This is a genomic window from Tardiphaga sp. 866_E4_N1_4 (genome assembly GCF_052076075.1).
GTDB lineage: Bacteria > Pseudomonadota > Alphaproteobacteria > Rhizobiales > Xanthobacteraceae > Tardiphaga > Tardiphaga robiniae.
The window spans coordinates 1,370,878-1,390,567 of record NZ_CP197242.1; the positions used below are offsets into that span (position 1 = coordinate 1,370,878).

23 protein-coding genes and 1 pseudogene are annotated in these 19,690 nt (G+C 62.7%); 5 read left to right on the plus strand and 19 right to left on the minus strand.

The window, feature by feature from the left end; all coding sequences use genetic code 11:
• Window positions 1-47: 47 nt before the first annotated feature.
• Window positions 48-290: a hypothetical protein gene (locus AB8B20_RS06835; protein ID WP_244558271.1), complete on the minus strand. Its 243-nt coding sequence runs from the start codon at window positions 288-290 to the stop codon at window positions 48-50.
• Here AB8B20_RS06835 and AB8B20_RS06840 point away from each other — a divergent pair.
• A complete protein-coding gene (locus tag AB8B20_RS06840; RefSeq protein ID WP_244558270.1) occupies window positions 289-549 on the plus strand; it encodes a hypothetical protein in 261 nt (86 codons plus the stop codon). The genes AB8B20_RS06835 and AB8B20_RS06840 overlap by 2 nt on opposite strands.
• Here AB8B20_RS06840 and AB8B20_RS06845 read toward each other — a convergent pair.
• The 11 genes from AB8B20_RS06845 to AB8B20_RS06895 form a co-directional block, all read right to left on the minus strand.
• Complete coding sequence (locus AB8B20_RS06845; protein WP_089263858.1) at window positions 546-2,666, minus strand: sodium-translocating pyrophosphatase; 2,121 nt, start codon at window positions 2,664-2,666, stop codon at window positions 546-548. The genes AB8B20_RS06840 and AB8B20_RS06845 overlap by 4 nt on opposite strands.
• Window positions 2,667-3,071: 405 nt before the next feature.
• On the minus strand, window positions 3,072-4,070 hold the full coding sequence (thiL, locus tag AB8B20_RS06850; RefSeq protein WP_089263857.1) for a thiamine-phosphate kinase: 999 nt from the start codon (window positions 4,068-4,070) through the stop codon (window positions 3,072-3,074).
• 2 nt (window positions 4,071-4,072) lie between these two features.
• Window positions 4,073-4,585 carry a transcription antitermination factor NusB gene (gene nusB, locus AB8B20_RS06855; RefSeq protein ID WP_089263856.1) on the minus strand — a complete coding sequence of 171 codons (513 nt, stop codon included), beginning with the start codon at window positions 4,583-4,585 and terminating at the stop codon, window positions 4,073-4,075.
• 3 nt (window positions 4,586-4,588) lie between these two features.
• Entirely contained in the window at window positions 4,589-5,080 is a 492-nt protein-coding gene (ribH, locus tag AB8B20_RS06860; RefSeq protein WP_089263855.1) for a 6,7-dimethyl-8-ribityllumazine synthase, read from the minus strand.
• 212 nt (window positions 5,081-5,292) lie between these two features.
• The gene (locus tag AB8B20_RS06865; RefSeq protein ID WP_231080395.1) at window positions 5,293-5,907 is read right to left on the minus strand and encodes a riboflavin synthase; all 615 of its coding nucleotides are present in this window, start codon (window positions 5,905-5,907) and stop codon (window positions 5,293-5,295) included.
• Window positions 5,907-7,061 (minus strand): bifunctional diaminohydroxyphosphoribosylaminopyrimidine deaminase/5-amino-6-(5-phosphoribosylamino)uracil reductase RibD, encoded by a 1,155-nt coding sequence (gene ribD, locus AB8B20_RS06870; protein ID WP_439072096.1) that lies wholly within the window; start codon window positions 7,059-7,061, stop codon window positions 5,907-5,909. Before ribD ends, AB8B20_RS06865 begins: the two co-directional genes overlap by 1 nt.
• The gene (gene nrdR, locus AB8B20_RS06875) at window positions 7,058-7,540 is read right to left on the minus strand and encodes a transcriptional regulator NrdR (protein WP_068732542.1); all 483 of its coding nucleotides are present in this window, start codon (window positions 7,538-7,540) and stop codon (window positions 7,058-7,060) included. The genes ribD and nrdR overlap by 4 nt, the downstream gene beginning before the upstream one ends.
• Window positions 7,541-7,612: 72 nt before the next feature.
• Window positions 7,613-8,914 carry a serine hydroxymethyltransferase gene (glyA, locus tag AB8B20_RS06880; protein WP_089263852.1) on the minus strand — a complete coding sequence of 434 codons (1,302 nt, stop codon included), beginning with the start codon at window positions 8,912-8,914 and terminating at the stop codon, window positions 7,613-7,615.
• A 202-nt stretch (window positions 8,915-9,116) separates the two neighbouring features.
• The gene (locus AB8B20_RS06885; protein WP_120292169.1) at window positions 9,117-9,401 is read right to left on the minus strand and encodes a BrnA antitoxin family protein; all 285 of its coding nucleotides are present in this window, start codon (window positions 9,399-9,401) and stop codon (window positions 9,117-9,119) included.
• Window positions 9,391-9,651 carry a BrnT family toxin gene (locus AB8B20_RS06890; protein WP_093761454.1) on the minus strand — a complete coding sequence of 87 codons (261 nt, stop codon included), beginning with the start codon at window positions 9,649-9,651 and terminating at the stop codon, window positions 9,391-9,393. Before AB8B20_RS06890 ends, AB8B20_RS06885 begins: the two co-directional genes overlap by 11 nt.
• A gap of 54 nt (window positions 9,652-9,705) precedes the next feature.
• Window positions 9,706-10,332, minus strand: a complete 627-nt coding sequence (locus AB8B20_RS06895) for a glutathione S-transferase family protein (RefSeq protein WP_439072097.1) — start codon at window positions 10,330-10,332, stop codon at window positions 9,706-9,708.
• Between the two features lie 222 nt (window positions 10,333-10,554).
• Here AB8B20_RS06895 and AB8B20_RS06900 point away from each other — a divergent pair, with 222 nt between their 5' ends.
• Entirely contained in the window at window positions 10,555-10,923 is a 369-nt protein-coding gene (locus AB8B20_RS06900; protein WP_309945383.1) for a nuclear transport factor 2 family protein, read from the plus strand.
• Between the two features lie 922 nt (window positions 10,924-11,845).
• Here AB8B20_RS06900 and AB8B20_RS06905 read toward each other — a convergent pair.
• From AB8B20_RS06905 to AB8B20_RS06930, 6 genes are all read right to left on the minus strand, one after another.
• Window positions 11,846-12,067: a hypothetical protein gene (locus AB8B20_RS06905; RefSeq protein WP_068732570.1), complete on the minus strand. Its 222-nt coding sequence runs from the start codon at window positions 12,065-12,067 to the stop codon at window positions 11,846-11,848.
• A 35-nt stretch (window positions 12,068-12,102) separates the two neighbouring features.
• Window positions 12,103-12,333: a hypothetical protein gene (locus tag AB8B20_RS06910; protein ID WP_093761448.1), complete on the minus strand. Its 231-nt coding sequence runs from the start codon at window positions 12,331-12,333 to the stop codon at window positions 12,103-12,105.
• A 200-nt stretch (window positions 12,334-12,533) separates the two neighbouring features.
• Entirely contained in the window at window positions 12,534-12,890 is a 357-nt protein-coding gene (locus tag AB8B20_RS06915) for a hypothetical protein (RefSeq protein ID WP_439072098.1), read from the minus strand.
• Between the two features lie 201 nt (window positions 12,891-13,091).
• Window positions 13,092-13,604 carry a transcriptional regulator LdtR gene (ldtR, locus tag AB8B20_RS06920; RefSeq protein ID WP_068732529.1) on the minus strand — a complete coding sequence of 171 codons (513 nt, stop codon included), beginning with the start codon at window positions 13,602-13,604 and terminating at the stop codon, window positions 13,092-13,094.
• A 339-nt stretch (window positions 13,605-13,943) separates the two neighbouring features.
• Window positions 13,944-15,509 (minus strand): AMP-binding protein, encoded by a 1,566-nt coding sequence (locus AB8B20_RS06925; RefSeq protein WP_439072099.1) that lies wholly within the window; start codon window positions 15,507-15,509, stop codon window positions 13,944-13,946.
• A gap of 55 nt (window positions 15,510-15,564) precedes the next feature.
• Window positions 15,565-16,044, minus strand: a complete 480-nt coding sequence (locus AB8B20_RS06930; protein WP_089263845.1) for a DUF6163 family protein — start codon at window positions 16,042-16,044, stop codon at window positions 15,565-15,567.
• Between the two features lie 230 nt (window positions 16,045-16,274).
• Here AB8B20_RS06930 and hemB point away from each other — a divergent pair, with 230 nt between their 5' ends.
• The 3 genes from hemB (at window position 16,275) to AB8B20_RS06945 (ending at window position 18,937) form a co-directional block, all read left to right on the plus strand.
• Window positions 16,275-17,336: a porphobilinogen synthase gene (gene hemB, locus AB8B20_RS06935; protein ID WP_439072100.1), complete on the plus strand. Its 1,062-nt coding sequence runs from the start codon at window positions 16,275-16,277 to the stop codon at window positions 17,334-17,336.
• Between the two features lie 143 nt (window positions 17,337-17,479).
• Window positions 17,480-18,061, plus strand: coding sequence for an RDD family protein (locus AB8B20_RS06940; protein ID WP_439072101.1), 582 nt, complete (start codon window positions 17,480-17,482; stop codon window positions 18,059-18,061).
• Between the two features lie 99 nt (window positions 18,062-18,160).
• The gene (locus AB8B20_RS06945) at window positions 18,161-18,937 is read left to right on the plus strand and encodes an arginyltransferase (protein ID WP_089263842.1); all 777 of its coding nucleotides are present in this window, start codon (window positions 18,161-18,163) and stop codon (window positions 18,935-18,937) included.
• 59 nt (window positions 18,938-18,996) lie between these two features.
• Here the strand turns inward: AB8B20_RS06945 and AB8B20_RS06950 are convergent.
• Window positions 18,997-19,485: pseudogene (locus tag AB8B20_RS06950) on the minus strand (divalent metal cation transporter); the annotation flags it as partial.
• Between the last annotated feature and the right edge of the window lie 205 nt (window positions 19,486-19,690).

The following is a 19,690-nucleotide window of genomic DNA, read 5'->3' on the forward strand; positions in this document are numbered from 1 at the left end:
CGGGGCTTTTTGCTATAGATGAGCAGAAACCCAAAGCCGACAGCGGCCTAGCTCTTCGTCCCGTACTTCCGCGCAAAATCCCGCCCGGATCGCGCAATGCAGACCGCGGCCTGGCTCTGATACATCGAGCCCTCGTTCTTCTCCGCGATCTTGTTGCATTTCGCACGCGCCTTCTGATAGGCCGCCTTGGTCGCGGGCAGCGCCTTCGGCAAGAACCGTGGTTCGCATTTCGACAGCACAATGGTCGAGAACGCATTATCGCCGGACGAACCGAGCTGGCAGAGTTCCATGATCCGATATGCGCCTTCGCAGCTGAACTCGGCCTTCATCGCGGCCTCAATGGCCTGGTGGAGGCCGCCGGCCTTCGCTTCGGCTGCATCACTGATGGGGCATTTTTCTGCGGCGGCGAGAACAGGCGTTGAAAAAGCAAACACCGCGAATAAAGCAACGCCAATTCCACGCATCGTTTTCGTCTTTCAAAATGACCAAAAAAGAAAGTCCCGCGGCTTTCACCGCGAGACTTTTACATTGGCCGTTGCCGCCGTCTAGTGCGCGAGAATCGCCAACAACAGGAGCGCCACGATGTTGGTGATCTTGATCATGGGGTTCACCGCGGGGCCCGCCGTGTCCTTGTAGGGATCGCCGACGGTGTCGCCGGTCACCGCAGCCTTGTGGGCGTCGGAGCCCTTGCCGCCGAAGTGACCGTCTTCGATGTACTTCTTGGCGTTGTCCCAGGCACCGCCGCCCGAGGTCATCGAGATCGCCACAAAAAGACCCGTGACGATCACGCCGAGCAGCATGGCGCCGACCGCCGAGAATGCCGCCGACTTGCCGACTGCGCCGCCCCCCGCAATGGCGTAGATGATGAAGTACACCACGATGGGCGACAGCACCGGAAGCAGCGACGGGATGATCATTTCCTTGATCGCGGCCTTGGTCAGCAGATCCACCGCGCGGCCGTAATCCGGCTTGTCGGTGCCCTGCATGATGCCCGGCTTCTCGCGGAACTGACGACGCACTTCCTCGACGATGGCGCTGGCCGCACGGCCCACGGCCGTCATGCCCATCGCACCGAACAGGTATGGCAGCAGACCGCCGAACAGCAGGCCGACCACCACATAGGGATTGGTCAGCGAGAAGTCCGGCAGCACATCCTTGAAGTACGGATACTTCGCGGCATTGGCGATGAAGAATTTGAGGTCTTCATTGTAAGCCGCGAACAGCACCAGTGCGCCGAGGCCGGCCGAGCCGATGGCATAGCCCTTGGTGACCGCCTTGGTGGTGTTGCCCACCGCGTCGAGCGCGTCGGTGGCCTTGCGGACCTCCTTCGGCAATCCGGCCATTTCGGCAATGCCGCCGGCATTGTCGGTGACAGGACCGAAGGCGTCGAGCGCCACGATCATGCCGGCCAGCGCCAGCATCGTCGTGGTGGCAATCGCGATACCGAACAGGCCCGCGAGGCTGTAGGTGACGAGAATGCCGGCGATGATGACGATCGCCGGACCCGCCGTCGACTCCATCGAGATCGCCAGACCCTGGATCACATTGGTGCCGTGGCCGGTGACCGACGACTGCGCGATGGACTTCACCGGCCGATAGTCGGTGCCGGTGTAGTATTCGGTGATCACGATGATCAGCGCCGTGACGACGAGGCCGGCGACGCCGCATTGGAACAGCGCCAGACCCGTATACTTCACGCCGGCCAGCGGACCGAAACCGATCAGCCAGTAGATCACGGCGGCAACGCCGAACAGCGACAACACGCCGGTGGCGATCAGGCCCTTATACAGCGCGCCCATGATCGACTGGCTGGCACCGAGCTTGACGAAGAACGTGCCGGCAATCGAGGTCAGGATGCAGATGCCGCCAATGGCGAGCGGCAGCGTCATCATGTTGACCAGCAATGGCGAACTCGCGAAGAAGATCGCGGCCAGAACCATGGTGGCGACCGCGGTCACCGCATAGGTCTCGAACAGGTCGGCGGCCATGCCGGCGCAGTCACCGACGTTGTCGCCCACATTGTCGGCGATCGTTGCCGGATTGCGCGGATCGTCTTCGGGAATGCCGGCTTCGACCTTGCCGACGAGATCGCCGCCAACGTCAGCGCCCTTGGTGAAGATGCCGCCACCGAGACGCGCGAAGATCGAAATCAGCGACGCGCCGAAGCCGAGCGCCACTAGCGCATCGATGACAGTGCGGCTGTTGGCAGCGAGGCCGAGGGCGTGCGTGAGATAGGCAAAGTAGATGGTGACGCCGAGCAGTGCCAGACCCGCCACCAGCATGCCGGTGATGGCCCCCGCCTTGAAGGCGAGTTCGAGGCCGCCGGCCAGCGAGATCGTCGCCGCCTGCGCGGTGCGGACATTGGCACGCACCGAGACGTTCATGCCGATGAAGCCGGCTGCGCCCGACAACACGGCACCGATCAAGAAGCCGAAGGCAACGAGCATGCCGAGGAAGTAAGCCAGCAGCGCGAAGATCACGACGCCGACGATGCCGATGGTGAGATATTGTCGCTTCAGATAGGCCTGTGCGCCCTCCCGCACAGCCTCTGCTATTTCCTGCATCCGTGCGTTACCCGCATCGGCCTTCAACACAGAACTCGTCGCCCAGATCGCGTAAACGATCGACAGTGCCCCGCAGAGCACGATCACCCACAATGCTGTCATGGAATCTGCCTCAGTCCTTCCTGCCCGGCGCCTTGTTAGTTGGCGCATAAAAAGGAGGCCTGCCCAGCACGTGAGGACGGCCTCTCGTTTGATGAGCATGGCAAAATCGGTATCGCCGTGCAACGCTGCCAATGGGCTAATGCAGGATTTTTGGAGGGGCTCTTAACCTCTCCCCGCATCTTGCGCGGGGAGAGGTCGAAAGCCGCGCAAAGCGCGGGTTTCGGGTGAGGGGCATGGCAATGGCCCTCCCCTGGTCGGCAGCTTCAGATCGTTCCGAACCAGCAACAGCATTACTTGGTCAAACCGCGTGCCCCGCCCCTCACCCGCCGCGAAGACGCGGCGACCTCTCCCCGCGCAAGATGCGGGGAGAGGTTAGTTCCGCGCTTGCGGGAACGATGAGGCTAGTCAGAAGTGGCTGTAGGACAGGCGCTTCAACGCGATGTCCCTGCCCGCCTGGTCGACGAAGCGGGGCGATGACGCACCTGCAACAATCGTCCCGATGACCGCGACCCGCACGCCCGCCTGATGCGCGGCCTGCACGAAACCGGTCGTGCGATTCTCTGGGATGGTGCAGAGGACTTCGTAATCGTCGCCGCCGGCAACGACCGTTTCGAGACCGATCACACCGCGGTCCAGCAGTGCTGCCGCCGGATCCGACAGCGGAATAGCCGATGCATCGATGACGGCAGAGACGCCCGACACCGCACAGAGCTTGGCGAGATCGCCGGCCAATCCGTCAGAGACATCCATCGACGCCGTCGCGAAATCGCGCACCGCCAATGCGAGCGCGTTGCGTGGCTGTGGCACGCGATAGCGCGCCACGAGCGCGTCATGTGCGTTACTGTCACCAGCCAGCGCCGTCGCGACCGCGCCGCCCTTCAGCGCCGCAAGGCCAAGCGCGGCATCACCGATCGTGCCACTCACGACCACGCGGTCCCCCACCGCCGCGCCGTGACGGCGGACCATCTTGCCCACCGGAACGCGACCGAAGGCGGTGACTGAGACCATCAGCGGTCCCGGCGTCGAGACCGTATCGCCACCGAGCAATGCGCAGCCGAATGTTGCGATGTCTTCGCCGAGACCGCGCGCGAATTCCGTCAGCCACGTCTCATCATGTGTCCGCAGCGCCAGCGTCAGCACAAAGCCGGCCGGCACTGCGCCCTTGGCGGCGAGGTCTGACAGGTTCACCCGCAGCGCCTTGCGCGCAATGGTGTCCGGGGGATCGTCGGCGAGAAAGTGCACGCCCTCGACGATGGCGTCGGTGTTGACGACGATATCCTCGCCGTCAGCCTTGAGCACCGCGGCGTCATCGGTGAGCCCAAACGCGCCGGGATCAGTCGCGAGCGGCTTGAAGTAGCGCGCGATCAGGGTGTCTTCGCCGGATGCGTTGGACCCGGCTGACATGATCAGTGTCCTGCGCGCGAAAACTCTTCCGCGCGAAACTGCCGGGCGATCTGGTCAAGCACCGCATTGACCATGCCGGTCTCGTCGCCTTCGACGAAGGCATGCGCGACGTCGACATATTCCGACACCACGACACGGCCGGGAATGTCCTTGCGATGTTCCAGCTCATAGGCGCCGGCGCGCATCACCGCGCGCAGGATCGCCTCGATCCGCTGCAGCGGCCAGCCCCTGGAGAGCGCGTCGTCGATCAACGGATCGAGCTTGTTCTGGTCGCGCACCACGCCGGACACGATGTCGCGGAAGAACGCCTCTTCGGCGGGGAGATACTGGTCGCCCTCGATCTCGCTGCCGAGCCAGAAGCTCTCGAACTCGGCGAAGACGTCGTTGATGCCCGCCCCGCCGATATCCATCTGATACAGCGCCTGCACCGCGGCGAGACGCGCAGCACCGCGGCGGTTGGCCTTGCGGTCGCCTTTCGGCACGGGCTTCTTGAAGTCGGCTTTCTTGTCAGCCATCACTCAAGCCTTCGCCAGACGGCGCTTGATGCGCAGCACGGACAGTGCCGCACGGGCCGCATCGCCGCCCTTGTTCAATTCACCGGCGCGCGCGCGCGCCCAGGCCTGCTCGTCGGTATCCACCGTGATGATCCCGTTGCCGAGGGGCAGCCGCAGATCGACGGACAAATCCATCAGCCCGCGCGACGACTCCATCGAGACGATCTCGAAATGGAACGTCTCGCCACGTACGACACAACCCAGCGCAATTGCCGCTTCATACGGCTTGCCGCTTTTCGCGGCAGCATCGACCGCAATCGCGATGGTCGAAGGAATTTCCAGCGCGCCGGGCACCGTCAACACGTCATGGGTGACGCCGGCTGCCTTCAGCTCGACGATCGCGCCTTCCAGCAGTGCATCCTGAATGTCGTCATAGAACCGCGCCTCGACGATCAGGACGCGCGCGCCCGTGATGTCGGTCTGGTCCTGCAAATGAGCGCGTCGCGCGTCTGCCATTTCTCAATCCGTTCAAAACGCTGACAACATCCGCTTACGGTGTATGTCAACAATCGCGCGGTTTTAGTCGTGTGCGGCTGCGAAGCCAAGGGCAATACTCGGCAATTTAGCGCCGTCATGCCCGGCGCATGCCGGGTATCCACGTCTTGGCCGGGCACGAAGACGTGGATGGCCGGGACAAGCCCGGCCATGACGGCCGAGAGGTCGGAGCCTTAAACCGGCATTTCGCTCAGCCGCGCCGCATAGCGGGCCATCAGGTCGACCTCGATATTGACCTCGGCGCCTGCTTCCCACGCCTTGCCCAGCGTGGTGACGCTCAGCGTGTGCGGAATGATCAGCACGGCGAATTGCACGTCATCGACGGTATTCACCGTCAGCGACACGCCATCGAGCGTGATCGAGCCCTTGGTGGCGATGAAACGCGCCAGTTCGCGCGTGGTGCGGAAGGTGATCCGCGCCATGTCCGGCAGGTTCTCGCGCGACACGATGGTAGCGATGCCATCGGCATGGCCGGCGACGATATGGCCGCCGAGCTCGTCGCCGATCTTCAGCGCGCGTTCGAGATTGAGGCGGGTGCCCAGCTTCCAGTGCTTCGCCGTGGTCATGCCCAGCGTCTCGGCTGCGGCATCGACGTCAAACCAGGTCTTGCCGTTGGCCACGCCGGAGCCGACCACTGTGAGGCAGACGCCGTTGCAGGCGATCGAGGCGCCGTCGGCGATGGTGGTCTGGTCGTAGCCGCAGAGAATGCGCAGCCGGTGGAGCTGGCCCTGCGCCACTTGCGTAAGGCTCTCGATCTCGCCGATGTCGGTCACAATGCCGGTGAACATTAGCTTCTTTCGTAGATGGTCAGAGTGTCGTTTTCGATCGTCTCGCTAGCACGCTGCACGAAGCCCGGCGACCCGGTGATCGCCGATAGCGGCAATGCATCCAGCGCGGCGATCCCACCCTCGCCGATCTCCTTCCGCCCGCGAAACAGCCAGACCTCGTCGACCAGTCCCGCCGCCACGAAAGACGACGCGACTTTCGATCCGCCTTCCACCAGCAGCTTCGTAATGCCCTTCTCCGACAAGCTATGCAGCACGGCCAGCAAATCCAGCCCCGGCGGCGGCGCGGTCGTGGTCGGCACGCGCAGCACCTGCGTGCCGGCCGCGCCCAGCGCCATTGCGGCGGGCGCTTCCGACAGGCTGGAGGTCATCACCCAGAGCGGCGTCGTGCGCGCCGAATGCACCAGTCTGCTGTTACCGGACATGCGCAGCGCACGGTCGAGCACCACGCGCACCGGCGAGCGCTTCATCATGCCCGGCAAGCGACAGGTCAGTTCGGGATCGTCCGCGATGACGGTGCCCATGCCGACCAGCACGGCGTCGCATTGCGCCCGCAAGAGATGCACGCGCGACCGCACCATCTCGCCGGTGACGGCGACAGGCTTGTGACCGGCTGCCGCGATCTTGTCATCCGGCGACACCGCGAGCTTCAACACGACATGCGGGCGCTTGTCGCGCACGCGGCGGAAATGTCCGGCGTGATCGCGCGCGGCTTGCTCTGCACAGAGCCCGACATCGACCCTGATGCCGGCGTCGCGCAACCGCGCATGGCCCTGCCCAGCGACTTCCGGATTGGGATCCTCGATGGCAGCCACCACGCGCGCGACGCCAGCAGCGACGATCGCATCCGCGCAAGGCGGCGACTTGCCGAAATGTGAGCATGGCTCCAGCGTCACATAGAGCGTGGCACCGCGTGCGGCTTCGCCGGCCTGCGCCAGAGCGACAGGCTCGGCATGGGGACGGCCGCCGGGCTGGGTCCAGCCACGGCCGAGGATGACACCGTCCTTCACGATGACCGCGCCGACCGCGGGATTGGGCCATGTCCGGCCCTGCCCGCGCCGGCCAAGCGTCAGCGCCAGCTGCATGAAGCGCAGGTCAGTGGCTTTCGCGTCGGCAGATTTTTGAGCGTATTGATCTTCCAGGATCCGGAAGATCATTTTCGGACGACCACCGGCCGGCCGTCGTCGTCGGCATGCAATTCGCCGAGCACGGCCTCGAAGTCCTTGGCCTCCCGAAAATTGCGATAGACCGAGGCAAAGCGCACGTAAGCGACATCGTCGAGCCCGCGCAGATGCTCCATCACGATCTCGCCGATGGTCTCCGACGAAATCTCCGCCTCGCCGCCGCTTTCGAGTTCGCGTACGATGGCCGAGACCATGGTCTCGACGCGCTCCGGATCGACCGGGCGCTTGCGCAGGCTGATCGACAGCGAGCGGACCAGCTTGTCGCGGTCGAACGGCACGCGGCGGCCATTGCGCTTGATCACCGTGAGTTCGCGCAGTTGCACGCGCTCGAAGGTAGTGAAGCGGAAGTTGCAGGTGACGCAGACGCGCCGCCTGCGGATCACGGCGGAATCTTCCGCGGGACGCGAGTCCTTCACCTGCGTATCGAGGCTATTGCAGTTCGGACAGCGCATTCCAGAGAACCTTCCAGACACTCGTTCCTGCGCGACCTTCTGACCGCGCAGGTCTCCGCCTCGTAGCAGGCCTTACTGATAGATCGGGAAACGATCCGTCAGCGCCTTGACCTTCTCCTTCACGGCCGCTTCGACCAGCGGCGCACTGCCGTCGCCGGACTGCGCCACCGCGCTCAGCACTTCGGCAATCATCTCGCCGGTTGCCTTGAATTCGGCAATGCCGAAACCGCGCGTGGTGGCGGCGGGCGTGCCGAGACGGATGCCCGAGGTGATCCACGGCTTTTCCGGATCGAACGGCACGCCGTTCTTGTTGCAGGTGATGCCGGCGCGAACCAGTGCCTTCTCCGAGACGTTGCCCTTCAGGCCCTTCGGCCTGAGGTCGACGAGCATCAGGTGGTTATCGGTGCCGCCCGAGACAATGTCGTAGCCCTGCGCACGAAGCGTTTCGGCCAGCGCCTTGGCATTCTCGACAACGTTCTTGGCATAGACCTTGAAGTCCGGCTGCAGCGCTTCCTTGAAGGCCACGGCTTTCGCCGCGATGACATGCATCAGCGGGCCGCCCTGCAGACCCGGGAAGATCGCCGAGTTCAGCTTCTTGTGCAGCGCCTCGTCATTGGTGAGGATCAACCCGCCGCGCGGGCCGCGCAGCGACTTGTGCGTCGTCGTCGTGGTGACATGGGCATACGGCACCGGCGAGGCATGGACGCCACCGGCAACGAGGCCAGCAAAGTGGGCCATGTCGACCAGCAGATACGCGCCAACGCTGTCGGCGATCTCGCGGAAGCGCTTGAAGTCCCACGAGCGCGAATAGGCCGAGCCGCCGGCGATGATCAGCTTCGGCTTCACCTCTTCCGCCTGCTTGGCGATCGCATCCATGTCGAGGATCTGGTCGTCCTTGCGCACGGTGTAGTGCACCGGCTTGAACCATTTGCCGGACATGTTGACAGGCGAGCCGTGGGTGAGATGGCCGCCGGCTGCGAGGTCGAGACCCATGAAGGTATCGCCCGGCTGCAGCAGCGCCAGGAACACGGCCTGGTTCATCTGGCTGCCGGAATTCGGCTGCACATTGGCGAACTGGGCGCCAAACAGCTTCTTGGCGCGTTCGATGGCGAGGTTCTCGGCGATATCGACGAATTCGCAGCCGCCATAATAGCGCGCGCCCGGATAACCCTCGGCATATTTGTTGGTCATCACCGAGCCCTGCGCCTCCATCACGGCGCGGCTGACGATGTTTTCCGACGCGATCAGCTCGATCTCGTGACGCTGGCGACCGAGTTCACCCTTGATCGCCTCGGCAATCTCGGGATCGGCCTGAGCAAGCGTGGCGGAGAAGAACGAGTCGGGCGCGGAGCCGGTTTTGGCCGAAGTGGTCATAGGGCAATATCTCCACCGCCGCGGCCTTCTTTCGGCGTGCGGACGGTCACGAGTGGCGATCAGGAAACGGTGCCCCGAATACCATATCTGGCTGGCGGGGCCAAGGTTTTGCGCCTCAGGGCGCGATATTTAGGCAGTGGCGTAAATGCGGCGATTGCACATGCCGATTGCCTACCGCCCGAAGTAAACGGCGATACCGCCCCTATCGCTTGACGCCCGCCGCCTTGCGCAGAACCTCGTCGATCTTCGATTGCCAGCCCGGCCCCTTAGACTTGAAATGGGTCAGGACGTCCGGACTGAGCCGCAGCGACACGAGCGTTTTGGTGGGCGCCTTGTTGGGACCACGCCCCTTGCGGATCGATTTGGCCAGATCCGGCAAGGCTTCAGCAAAGGGCTTAGCCTTGGCAAAGTCGTCCTTCGTCAATTCCGGGGTGTCGCTGACCTCTCGCATATCTTTGGCGCTATAACCCCGCTTTTTAACGGTCATTGTAGAGCCTCCTCTCATTCTTACTGGCGGGACGCATGCTAATCACGCTCAAGGCCTCCTTTCCGAGAACCACGAACACCACCACAATGACGCCGCGGATATTCCGGCCGATGCCAATCCAACGTTTCGCTTTCACCTGTGACGGCAGAACCAGAGCGCTTTCGAAAAAGGCCTCATCGAGATCCGCGAAATCCAACCCGTGCTTGTCCAGGTTGGCGAGACGCTTCGGCTCGTCCCAGAGGATTTTCATGACTATAATGTAGCTACATTATAATCATCGGTCAACGTCCGAAGCGCTCCGTCCCTATTTCGCCAGCCGGTATACCCCGCCCTTCTCCACGCTGCGCTGGAACGCCGGGCGGGCATGCATCCGGGCGATCCAGGCGGCCAGATCGGGATAGGCCTTGAGCCGGTCGAAGCTGCCGGCAACCTCGGCGACGAAACTCATCTGGATATCCGCGCCGGTCAGGCTGTCGCCAACGAAGAATGCGCGGCCCTGCAGCGCGCGGTCGGCATGACCGAGATGCCGGGCTATCTCGCTGTCGATCCGCGGCTGCAGCGGCGCGCCGGCCTCCTTCAGGCGGGACACGTAGAGATTGAGCATCAGCGGCAACATCGCCGAGCCCTCGGCATAATGCAGCCATTCGAGATAGGCCTCATGCTCCGGAGTGCCTTCCGCCGGCCGCATCGCGCCCTTGCCGTAGCGGCGGATGACGTAGTCGACGACGGCTGCGGATTCCGCGATGGTCACATCGCCGTCGACGATGACCGGCGACTTGCCGAGCGGATGCACAGCCTCCAATTCCGGCGGCGCCAGCCGCGTCTGCGCATCGCGCTGATAGGTTGTCAGATCATAGGGCGCGCCGAGTTCTTCCAGCAGCCAGATGATCCGCTGCGAGCGGGAGTCGTTGAGATGATGAAGCGTGAGCATGGGCGTGTCCTTGTGTTGTCCCCGGACCGATCTGTAGACCGTCGGCGTGAGAGAAGTCTTCGAGGATTATCGCGCGAAAACAGCGAACAAGAAAATCTTCGCGAGCTTTTCCATGCTAGTTTGCCGGTAAGGCGACTGTCTGTCGTTGTGGAGAGGTTCGGCTCTCCTTCCCCTCTGCACCAAGCCAAGCCGCCAACCTGAGGCCTATCGCAGGAGGTTGAGATGGACGATGTACGGGCCGCCCTGGAGCGTCATTGGACTGCATCGGACGCGAACGATTTCGATATCGAACATGACATCTACCATGAGGATGCGATGCTTTATTATCCCCAATCGGGGGAACGCATCCGCGGTCGGCACAACATTCAGATGAGCCGACTTGTCCAGCCAAATGAGAAACGTTTTACGGTTCGGCGGATTATCGGCAACGGCGAATTATGGGTCACCGAATTCATCCTGACCTATGACGGTGTACCATCCTACGCGGTGAGCATCATGGAGTTCCGCGACGGACGGGTGGCCAACGAAACGCAGTATTTCGCCGATCGGTTTGAACCTGCAGTCTCGCGCGCGCATCTTGTCGAGCGATAGTTCGAGTAGCAGAACCGCGACGACAGTGCTTCGATGAGCACATATGCGATGAGCGCATCGCGTCCCGCTCGTCATTCCGGCGCGCGACTAGCGCTTGCCGGACGCCACACCCGTCATTCCGGGGCGTGCGTCGCCGGCGAAGCCGGCAGAGCGCGAACCCGGAATCCCGGAATGTTCAGCGCAAAACATGTCGGGATTCCGGGTTCGCCTGCGCGAAGGCGCGCAGCCGCCCCGGAATGACAGTGTGAGGCGGCAAGACAGCGCCCAAACATTTTTTCCTATCCTTCGTTGACAATATCCCCGTCAGGTTTATATTCCCCTTCGTCCTGCCCCACCGAGAGGGGCGATCGCGATCGTCACGTTCGCGGGGTGGGATGCGGTGGACGCCGGAGATGCGGCGTCACGCGGTTCACGGGTGACGTCTGTCTTCGGGCAGGACGGATCTGCGCCAGCACTGCCACTGGCAAGGACACGGCCGACCTTGAGATGGAAAGAGCCCCGGACAGTGTGACGGACGACCAAATCGAAACGCGTTCGGCCAAGTGCTTTGCGGCTACCCTGTCCCTCCGCCCTGGGACACTAATTTTGGTGATGGGACCGTTCGCCATGGCAGATGTGCAAGCAACCGAAAAAACACCGCAGGCGGAACGCCGGGCACTTGCTCGGCGCCTCCGAAAGTCCTGATGCACACTCAATTGCGGAAGACCGCATCGCATCAGGCCCAAGGGTGCAACGGGCACCCGGCGTTCCGCACGCCCTCTCACAGGGGGGCGGGAATGCAAGAGACGACGGCGCCCCCGCGCCGCAAACAATGGGGGCGATGACGCATGTCTGAAGGGCTGTGGCTGTTTGACAGTTGAATCTGATGAAGCCCTGGACAGGGCGCCAGCGCTTAAACGCAGCGCTATTGCGCCCTACTCCCTCAAAGGCCGGTAAACCCGGCCTTCACCGGATCGTTGCTGCCATCGAGCTCACGCAAATAGGTCAAGCCGAACACCGTCAGCCGGTGCGGATCCTTCTCGCCGCCGTCGAACAGCGACTGCACATAATCGGTAACCTTGGTGCGGGCTTCGTCCGATGCCGCCTGCGTGCGGCTCATCATCAGGTCATAGGTGTGCATGATGCGGTCGATGGCAATCTGCATGTCGTCATTTTCCCCGTTGGACATCAGAAAACCGGCTACGCGGCTTCAGCCCGTGCAGCCTGGAATTGCGCGATCGCTTTGTTCGCAAGGCGAAGCTTGTTGTCTTCGCCGCGATGAAACATCCGGACGATGATTTCGAGCAGCCGATCGTTGGTGAGATAAGTATCGGGGATCGCACCGGACTTGCGCAGGTAGTTCGCGGCGATGGCATAGGCGTCGCCCACCGCCTCGACATTCATCACTTTCAGACCGCGTTCGACCAGCATGACTTGATCCCTTCTGACGAAGCGATAAGCCGCGAGAATGGAACTGGTTCCACGAGAGACGAAGGAAATTTCGCGAGCGGCAGAACAGAGCGCTCTCCTCCAAGGAAGCGCAGGACGGCAAGAGCCAAGGCGTCGCGCGAAGCGCGCCCGATGATAAACTCCGCAAAACCCATCAAGGCCTGGCACGAGCGATGCATCGCTCACGCATTTACGATTTCCTCTGGCTTATTTGACTGCCACGAACACACGGCGGCTGGAATTGCGCCGATCAGACCGAGTACCACGAGTTGCTTGCTGGAGCCGAGAAGCAAGGCCATCACCAACACCGATAGACCGTAGGCAAGAAGTGTCGTCGTCATGACCGCAGGCATGGATGTTCTGGCAATCAGCCAGTCGAGCAAAGCGACCAGGAGCCCCGGCACAATAAAGACGAGATACATGAACACCGGCCCTGTACCGCTATCCACCGCTGCGCCGGTCAGGATGTACGTCACTGCGTAGAACGCGACAGTCGCAACGGCAGGAAAGAGGAGCAGAAAGATCAACAAGCGCTTCATGAAATCATCTCCAATATCTCTGTGTCTGTCTTGGAGCTGTTTTCGTTCAGCAAGCGTGGGATGGGCGTAACGCCAAAGAAAAAGGCGCCCTGCGAGGGCGCCTTGATCAATTTCAGTGTCGCATGCGTCTTGCGCGCATTTCGATGTGCTTTCGGAGGGCAATCCGTCGGCAGTGGTTCGGCAACTTGGAGGTCGAAAGTCTCAGAGGCGATACAGGATCTGGTCGGTCCAGAAGCGCTCGAGGCGGTGCAGCGACTTGTTGAGGGTCGCGAATTCCTCGTTGGAGATGCCGCCGACCTGCTCGACCGTCTTGACGTGCTTCTGATACAGCGCGTCGACGATGTGGCGGATTTCCTGGCCCTGCGCCGTCAGACGAATGCGAACCGAGCGACGATCGACGCGTGAGCGCTGATGATCGAGGAAGCCGAGTTCGACGAGCTTCTTCAGGTTATAGGACACGTTGGAACCGAGATAGTAACCACGGGTGCGCAGCTCGCCGGCGGTCAATTCCTTGTCGCCGATATTGTAGAGCAGCAGTGCCTGAACCGAATTGATATCAGCGCGGCCGCGGCGATCGAATTCATCCTTGATGACATCGAGCAGGCGGCGATGCAGACGCTCCACCAACGTCAAGGCTTCCAGATAAAGCGGCTGAACCGGCGCCTGGCCCGGAACGAGATCGACGCTTTCCACCGTCGCAACGGTCTTCATCATGACACTACCCCTGTTGTCGTTTTTATCGACTTATTCGACGAAACTTGTGTCCCGTCTGATAGGGCCAACTTAAGGGGGAGCGTTTGAAGAACCGCTTAAATAAGACAATAAAGAGATCATGAATTTGAGACAGTGAATCTGAGATTAAGCCGGTGAAACAAGGGGTTTTCGCAAGGTTTGATTCACGCTGCAGAGCCCATGTTCCAGCTTTGTCCGCCCGATCTGTCGCATAGCGGAACAGCTTCCGTAAAATTCGAAACACTCACGTAAGGTTCGTAACCGGGGCGTTAGGGTGACCGAAGTCTTACCGCCAACGCCCCGAAAATTAATTCGACAATTTTACGCAACTCCGCGCGTTCGCCCATCCCAATATGGCGCTCGCAATGCCTTGCGATCGATCTTGCCGAGCCCCGTCACGGGGATCTCACTGACGAAATCGATGGTCTTCGGCGACCACGGCGCGCCGCGCTTGTCTTTCACGTGCGCCTGAAGTTCCTCCGCGGAATTATTCGCGCCGGCTTTCAGCACCACGAAGGCTTTCACCGCCTCGCCCCACTTCGCATCGGGAATTCCGATGACCGCGGCGGACGCCACCGCATGATGCGCCATCAAGGCATCCTCGACTTCACGCGGATAGATGTTGAAGCCGCCGGAGATGATCATGTCCTTGGTGCGGTCGACGATATAGAAGAAGCCGGCGCTGTCCTTTACGGCGACATCGCCGGTGTGCAGCCAGCCGCCGCGGAAAGCGTCTTCGGTGGCATCCGGCCGTTTCCAGTAACCATCCATCACCAGCGAGCCGCGTACGCAGATCTCGCCGGGCTCCCCTGTCGCCACTTCGCGCATCTCGGCATCGAACAGTTTGACCTCGACCATCGGATTGGCGCGGCCGCAGGAACCGAGACGGCCCGGCTTGCTGTCGTCGTGATCGATCTTGCGCATGGTGGTGATGATCTGCGGCGCTTCGGTCTGGCCGTAGAGTTGCACGAACACATTGCCGAAGATGCCGACGCCCTCGCGCAGCCGGTCCGGCGACATCGGCGCCGCGCCATAGACGATCATCTGTAGCGACGACATGTCGTATTTCGCGCGCAAATCCGGCGCGTCGATCAGCGCATAGATCAGCGTCGGCACCAGGAAGGTCGCGGTAATCTTCTCCTCATGCACCACGCGGCAATAGGTCTCCGCATCGAAGCCCTGCACCAGCCGCGCGAAGCCGCCGCGCAGCATCACCGGAAACAGCGTGATGCCGGCGGCGTGGCTGATCGGCGTCGCGGCGAGATAGCGGATATCGGCCGGCCAGTCCCAATCCGCATAGATCGCCAGCGCCATCGCCACGATCACGCGATGCGGCAGCATCACGCCCTTGGAACGGCCCGTGGTGCCGCCGGTATAAGCCAGCCAGCAGATATCGCCGGTACTGCTCTCGTCCACCAGCGGCGCCGGCGTCGCATTGGGCAGTTCGGCCAGCAGATCGTGCGCGCCATCGAGCGCGCCGAAGGACAGCAGATGTTTCAGGCCCGGCACGCGGCCGCGCAGCGCGAGGCCGCGCGCGGCGAACTTGCCGCTTTCCACGATCAGCGCGGAGATCTCGGCGTCCTCGAGAATGAAGGCGTGATCGTCCTCGGCGGCCATCGGATGCAGCGGCGTGTAGCGCAGGCCCATCACGGCGGCGGCTGATATCGCGGCCCAGCTTTCGGCGCGATTGCCGGACAGGATGGACAGCGCATCGCCTTTCTTCAGGCCAAGGCTGCGGAACAGGCTGATGAAACGCGCGACCACGTCGCCGAAGTCGCGGTAGCTCCAGCGGACATGGCCGTCCGCGAGCGCGGGCTGGTCGCCATAGCGGGCGATGGCGCTGACAATGATGCTGCCGGCGGTGCCGCCGGAATAAAGCTGGTTCAAAATGGCCTCCCTGAATGCAGGGCCTTCTGCGAGGCCTCTGCTTGACGTCCTGAGCCTATGGCGGCCGTTCGCGCGCCGCCATCCATGCCAGCGCAAGGTAGCCTGCGAGAAACGCAGCCTGAACGCCGACGATCAGGAGATTGCCGCCATAGATGGTCGGAAACATCAGCTCGATGACCGCCATGGACACCACGGTCGTCAGCCATACGACGGCGCCCCATGGCGTCGCGAGCCAGAGACCGACGGCGCTGACCAGTTCGATGACGGCGAAATAGACCGTGGCGGTCTGCCAGCCCATGGTCTGGACCTCGAAGGCGTCATCCTCGGTGCCGACAAAGCCGGTGACCTGCGCCCAGTGATAGAGGCCCTGCATCATCGAGACGACGGCCATCACGCGCAGGAACAGGACCAGACGCCGGGTCCAGATGTTTTCGTCGGATTCGATGCGTCCGGACGAGATCGCCGCAACCGACATGGCATGGTCCCGCGACGTGGGGTCTCTCGACCCAAGGTCGCGCGGCATCTGCTCAGACATGCGAATGCGATCTCACGGGTGGGAACTGGACGTTTGGGCGATGGTTTGAGCGATTCATGGGGGCTTTTTGTGAGCCTTTGGGCCTGCAAAATCAATGACCCAGCCCGTCACGTCACGCGCGCATGACGTGCATGATCGCGGTGACGCCGGGACATCAAGGTGCTAGACTTAGAACAGGTCGAATTTAAGGGGCTTTCGACCTCACGAAGGCCCGCGGGAGAGACGGTATTATGGCAATCAAGTTCGGGCGCCCCATCGAATTGCGCGATCACGCTCCCCGCCCGGCCACTTATGATGCCCCCTCCCTCGGCCTGACCGCCCGCCCCCGCCGTAACCGCAAGTCCGAATGGGCCCGCCGGCTGGTCCGCGAGAACGTGCTGACCACCGACGACCTGATCTGGCCGCTTTTCGTGATCGACGGCGACAACCAGCGCGCGCCAATCGCCTCGATGCCTGGCGTGGAACGCCTCAGCGTCGATCAGGCGGTCCGCGATGCCGAGCGCGCCATGAAGCTGGATATCCCCTGCATCGCGCTGTTCCCCTATACCGACCCGTCGCTGCGCGACGAGATGGGCACCGAGGCCTGCAACGCCAACAATCTGGTTTGCCAGTCCGTGCGCGCCATCAAGAAGGAATTCCCGGATCTCGGCGTGCTCTGCGACGTTGCGCTCGACCCGTTCACCAGCCACGGCCATGACGGGTTGATCCAGAACGGCAAGATCCTCAACGACGAGACCGTGGCCGTGCTGGTCCAGCAAGCGCTGGTCCAGGCCGAAGCCGGCTGCGATATCATTGCGCCATCGGACATGATGGACGGCCGTGTCGGCGCGATCCGCGAGGCGCTGGATGACGCCGGATTCCTCGACGTGCAGATTATGGCCTATGCCGCGAAATATGCCTCGGCCTTCTACGGCCCGTTCCGCGACGCCATCGGCTCGGCCAAGACGCTGACCGGCGACAAGCGTACCTATCAGATGGACAGCGCCAATTCCGACGAGGCGCTGCGCGAGGTCGAACTCGATCTGGCCGAAGGCGCCGACATGGTCATGGTCAAACCGGGCATGCCCTATCTGGATATTGTGCGCCGCGTGAAGGACACGTTCGCGGTTCCGACCTTCGCCTATCAGGTGTCGGGCGAATACGCGATGATCATGGCCGCCGCGAACAACGGCTGGATCGACGGCGACCGCGCCATCATGGAAAGCCTGCTCGGCTTCAAGCGCGCCGGCGCCGATGGTGTGCTGACCTATTTCGCGCCGCATGCCGCGGAACGCATCAAGGCTGCGCGCTGAGCGCATCCGCGCTCAAGCCTCGCCTGATTTACATCCACGCCTGATTTACGTCATGGACAGTCTGTAACGATTCCGCGCACTTGTTGCGCGGTCTGGTGATATCCATGTGATGGATCGTGAGGATGCAAACGGAGGGATGCGTCATGTCTGATACCGGCCCGAATGCTGGCGGCCCCAACAACGGAAGCTGGCAAGGCGACACCTGGCGCAGTGCCGGTACCCCGCCCCGAGCCCATGCCTTCGATCCCTATGCGCAGCCGGATTTGTTCCGCGGCGTGCTGATGCGCCGCGTTGTCGCCTTCCTGATCGATCTCGTGGTGCTGTCGATTCCGATCGTACTCGCCGTTATCTTCATCGCAGTATTCGGCGTCGTCACCCTCGGCCTTGGCTGGGCGCTGTTCTGGCTGATCTCGCCGGCGACGATGATCTGGCCGGTCGTCTATTACGGCATGTCGCTGGGTGGCCCGCATTCGGCCACCGTCGGCATGCGAATGATGGATCTGCAGATGCGCACCTTCAGCGGCACGCCGGGCTACTTCGTGCTTGGCGCCGCACACGCGGTGCTGTTCTGGGCCTCCGTGTCGCTGCTCACGCCGCTGGTGCTGGTGGTCGGCCTGCTCAACGGCCGCCGTCAGCTGCTGCACGACCTCGTGCTGGGAACCGTGGTGGTGAATAATTCCGTCGTCCGCGCCGCTTACGCCCAGCCGCCCGGCCGTGCCTACTAACAGCCGCGATTGACGCCAACTTGGCCGGGCAAAGCGATTGACCGTTTGCCCAGCCGGCGCGATGCTACGCCAAACTGCTTCGGAGACCGACGGCAACCCGTGACCCAACACTCCCGCGACACTCCGCAATTCTACCTCACGGCGCCGTCGCCCTGCCCCTACCTGCCGGGCCGGCACGAACGGAAAGTTTTCACCCATCTGGTCGGCGACAAGGCCGGCGATCTCAACGACCTGCTCACCCATGGCGGCTTCCGGCGTAGCCAGTCGATTGCCTATCGCCCGGCCTGCGACCAGTGCCGCGCCTGCGTCTCCGTCCGGGTCATCGCCAATGAATTCAAGCCGTCGCGCAACTTCCGCAAGATCCAGGCACGCAATGCCGACGTGATCGGCGAGCAGCGCAGCGCGGTGCCGACCTCCGAACAGTATTCGGTGTTCCGCGCCTATCTCGACCAGCGCCATCGCCATGGCGGCATGGCCGACATGACCGTGCTCGATTACGCGATGATGGTGGAAGACAGCCACGTCGAAACCCGCATCATCGAATATCGCCGCCGCGGCCCCGATACAGGAATCACCGGACGCGGCGAGGACCTGCTCGCGGTCGCGCTGACTGACGTACTCAGTGACGGGCTGTCGATGGTGTACTCGTTCTTCGAGCCCGGCGAGGAAAGCCGCTCGCTCGGCACCTTCATGATCCTCGACCACATCGCCCGCGCGAGGCGGCTCGGCCTGCCTTACGTCTATCTCGGCTACTGGATCGAAGGCTCTAAGAAGATGGACTACAAGGGCCGCTATCTGCCGCAGCAGCGGCTGGCGCCATCAGGATGGCTGCGCGTGGACGCGACAGGCGAGACGATGCCCGAGCCGCAGGATTAGCCGGTCCGGCTGACGATCCGTCTTCGGCATCATCCGCGACCGTCCTGGATTTCAGGTCTTCAGCCGAAAAAGGTGTCGTAAAGCAGCTTGCAGTTCAGGATCACGATGATGCCGGCGATGATCCATGCCACCGTGGCGACCGACCGCGAAATTACGAAGTCACCCATTTTTCGCCGATCCGAGACAAACCGCACCAGCGGGATGACCGCAAACGGCAGCTGCATCGACAGGATGACCTGACTGAAGACGAGGAGTTGTCCGGTGCCGCGTTCGCCATAGAGCGCGGTGACGACCACGACCGGGACGATCGCGATGCCACGGGTCACGAGCCGGCGCGCCCAGTTCGGCAGGCGCAGCCGGAGAAAGCCTTCCATCACGATCTGGCCGGCCAGCGTCGCCGTCACCGTCGAGTTGAGACCGGATGCCAGCAGTGCGATCGCGAAAAGCGTCGATGCGATACCGAGGCCTAGCAACGGCGACAACAACTCGTAAGCCTGACCGATCTCGGCCACATCGGCATGACCTGACGTATGGAAGGACGCCGCGGCATCGAAGGAGTGCCGTCGCAATCGTCGAAACTGGTCGATCCGATCGTCACGCGCCACATTGCTCCGGCGATGTCGCGTCATGGAAGCCTGACGCTGGCATGCCGGACTGTCATGGAGCTCACGCGGGAGATCGCGAAATCCAGCGCGGCAGGACTACGCCGCGCGTAGTCGAGGCCCGATCAGCGGCATCGATGATCCCGGTCGC